General features: G+C 71.6%; 2 protein-coding genes. Both read left to right on the forward strand.

Annotated elements, in window-relative coordinates; translation table 11 throughout:
• Positions 1-482, forward strand: a 482-nt coding sequence (locus D180_RS14410; RefSeq protein ID WP_043091019.1) for a glycosyltransferase, incomplete at its 5' end; no start/stop codon positions are given.
• A gap of 17 nt (positions 483-499) precedes the next feature.
• On the forward strand, positions 500-2725 hold the full coding sequence (locus D180_RS14415) for a 1,4-alpha-glucan branching enzyme (RefSeq protein WP_343122585.1): 2226 nt from the start codon (positions 500-502) through the stop codon (positions 2723-2725).
• Positions 2726-2882 lie beyond the last annotated feature (157 nt).

Genomic DNA, 2882 nt, shown 5'->3' on the forward strand with positions numbered 1-2882 from the left:
TCGAGCAGGCGGTGGCGGCGCTGGCGCGGCGTTACCCCGGCCATGTCGGCGCGCACATCGGCTTCGAAGAGCCGCTGGCGCGGCGCATGTTCGCCGGCTCCGACTTCCTGCTGATGCCCTCCCGCTTCGAGCCCTGCGGGTTGAGCCAGATGTACGCGCAGCGCTTCGGCAGCCTGCCGATCGCCCACGCCACCGGCGGCCTGATCGATACGGTGGACGACGGCGTCACCGGCTTCCTGTTCGAGGAAGCCTCGGCCGACGGCCTGCGCCGCTGCCTGCAACGGGTGTTCCGCACCTTCCGCCTGCCGGGTCTGCTGCAGGCGATGCGTCGCGCAGCGATGCTGCGGCCCAGCGGCTGGGAGCTGGCCGGGCGCAAGTACATGGCGCTGTACGAGCGCACCGCCGCCACAAACGCCGGCAACATCCCGGCCGCGGCCAGCGCCACGGTGTCGGCCACCGCGAGTGCCATGGCCGCCGCATGAGCGATCGGGAACACGCCGTGGACCCGGCCGCCGGCGGGGACCCGGCGGCGGACACGGAGGACGACGGCGACGGCCTTGCCCTGCAGGCACTGGCACGCGGCGAGGCGATCGATGCGTTCGCCTGGCTTGGCCCGCATCCACAGGCCGACGGCACGGTGCGGGTGCGTGTGCTGGCGCCGGGCGCCGAGGCGCTGGGCCTGCTCGATGCGCAGGGCAAGCTGATCGCGCGGATGCGTGCCCACCCGCAGGCCGATGGCCTGTTCGAGGGCGAGCTGAAGCAGCCCACGCCCTACCGGCTGCGCATCGTGTGGCCGGACGCGGTGCAGGAATGCGACGACCCCTATGCCTTCGAGCCGATGCTCGATCCGGCCTGGCTGCAGGATCTGGCCGCCGGCGACGGCGCCGCCCTGCGTACCGCGCTCGGCGCGCATCACGCCCGCATCGGCGAGGTGGAGGGCGTGCGCTTCGCGGTGTGGGCGCCGCAGGCCAGGCGGGTGGCGCTGGTCGGCGACTTCAATGGCTGGGACGCGCGCCGGCATCCGCTGCGCCTGCATCCGGAGGCCGGGGTCTGGGAACTGTTCGTGCCCGGGCTGCACGGCGGCGAACACTATCAATACGAATTGCAGGCCGCCGACGGCAGCGTGCTGCCGCGCAAGGCCGATCCGGTGGCGCGCTGCAGCGCCCTGGCGCCGTCCACCGCCTCGGTGGTGCCGTACGCCGACAGCCATGCCTGGGGCGATGCCGCCTGGCTGGCGCAGCGCGAGGCACAGGCCGGCAGCGCACAGCCGCTGAGCGTCTACGAGCTGCATGCCGGCTCCTGGCGCCACGACGGCAACGGCCAGCCGCTGCACTGGGATGCGCTGGCCGCCGAACTGATCCCCTACGTGCGCGGGCTCGGCTTCACCCATATCGAACTGCTGCCGATCGCCGAGTATCCGTTCGGCGGCTCCTGGGGCTACCAACCGCTGGGCCTGTACGCCCCCACCGCGCGCCATGGCGACGCCGACGGCTTCGCGCGCTTCGTCGATGCCTGTCACCAGGCTGGCATCGGCGTGTTGCTGGATTGGGTCGGTGCGCACTTCCCCGACGATGCGCACGGCCTGCAGCGCTTCGACGGCAGCGCCCTGTACGAACACGCCGACCCGCGCGAAGGCGTGCACCGCGAGTGGAATACGCTGGTCTACAACTACGGCCGCCCGGAAGTGGTGGCTTACCTGATCGGCAGCGCGCTGGAGTGGATCGAGCGCTTCCACGTCGACGGCCTGCGCGTGGATGCGGTGGCGGCGATGCTGTACCGCGACTACGGCCGCAACGCCGGCGAGTGGATTCCCAACGCCCATGGCGGCCGCGAGAACCTGGAGGCGATCGCCTTCCTGCGCCGGCTCAACGACGAGATCGCGCAGCGCTTCCCGGGCGTGCGCACCATCGCCGAGGAATCCACCGCGTGGCCGGGTGCGACCGCGCCCACGGCGCAGGGCGGCCTGGGCTTCAGCCACAAGTGGAACATGGGCTGGGCGCACGACACCCTGCGCTACCTGCAGCGCGATCCGCTGCACCGGCAGCACCACCACAGCGAGATGAGCTTCGGCCTGGTGTACGCGTTCTCCGAGCATTTCGTGCTGCCGCTGTCGCACGACGAGGTGGCGCGCGGCAAGGGCTCGCTGCTGGCGCGCATGCCCGGCGACGCCTGGCAGCGCTTCGCCAACCTGCGCGCCTACCTGGCCTTCATGTGGGCGCATCCCGGACGCAAACTGCTGTTCATGGGCTGCGAGTTCGGGCAGTGGCAGGACTGGGACCACGACCGGCCGCTGGACTGGGTGCAGGCGCAGCAGCCCGAGCACCGCGGCGTCGCGCGCCTGGTCGCCGACCTCAACCGGCAATTGCGTGCGTTGCCGGCGCTGTACCGAAGCGACCGCAGCAGCGACGGCTTCGAGTGGAGCATCGCCGACGATCACCACAACAGCGTGTTCGCCTTCGTCCGCCACGACCGCGATGACGATACGCCGCCGCTGCTGGCGGTGAGCAACTTCACGCCGACCGTCCACCACGATTACCGCGTGGGGGTGCCGCGTGGCGGACGCTGGCGCGAGATTCTCAACAGCGACAGCGGCTATTACGGCGGTTCCAACCAGGGCAACGGCGGTGTGCTGTCGACCCTGCCGCAGCCGATGCACGGGCATGCGCAATCGCTGGCGCTGACCCTGCCGCCGCTGTCGACCCTTTGGCTGCAACCGGACCTTTGACCATGGCCACGACCGCTGCATCGATCGACTCCCCTGCCGCCCCGCGTGCGGCGCTGCGCCCCGGCGCCTGGCCGGGCGCCAATGGCGAGGTCGCCTTCGCGCTGTGGGCGCCGGATGCCGAGCGCGTGGAGCTGGTGTTCGGCGACGATCGGCGGCA

The organism is Xanthomonas sp. SHU 166 (assembly GCF_000364685.1).
Taxonomy (GTDB): domain Bacteria; phylum Pseudomonadota; class Gammaproteobacteria; order Xanthomonadales; family Xanthomonadaceae; genus Xanthomonas_A; species Xanthomonas_A sontii.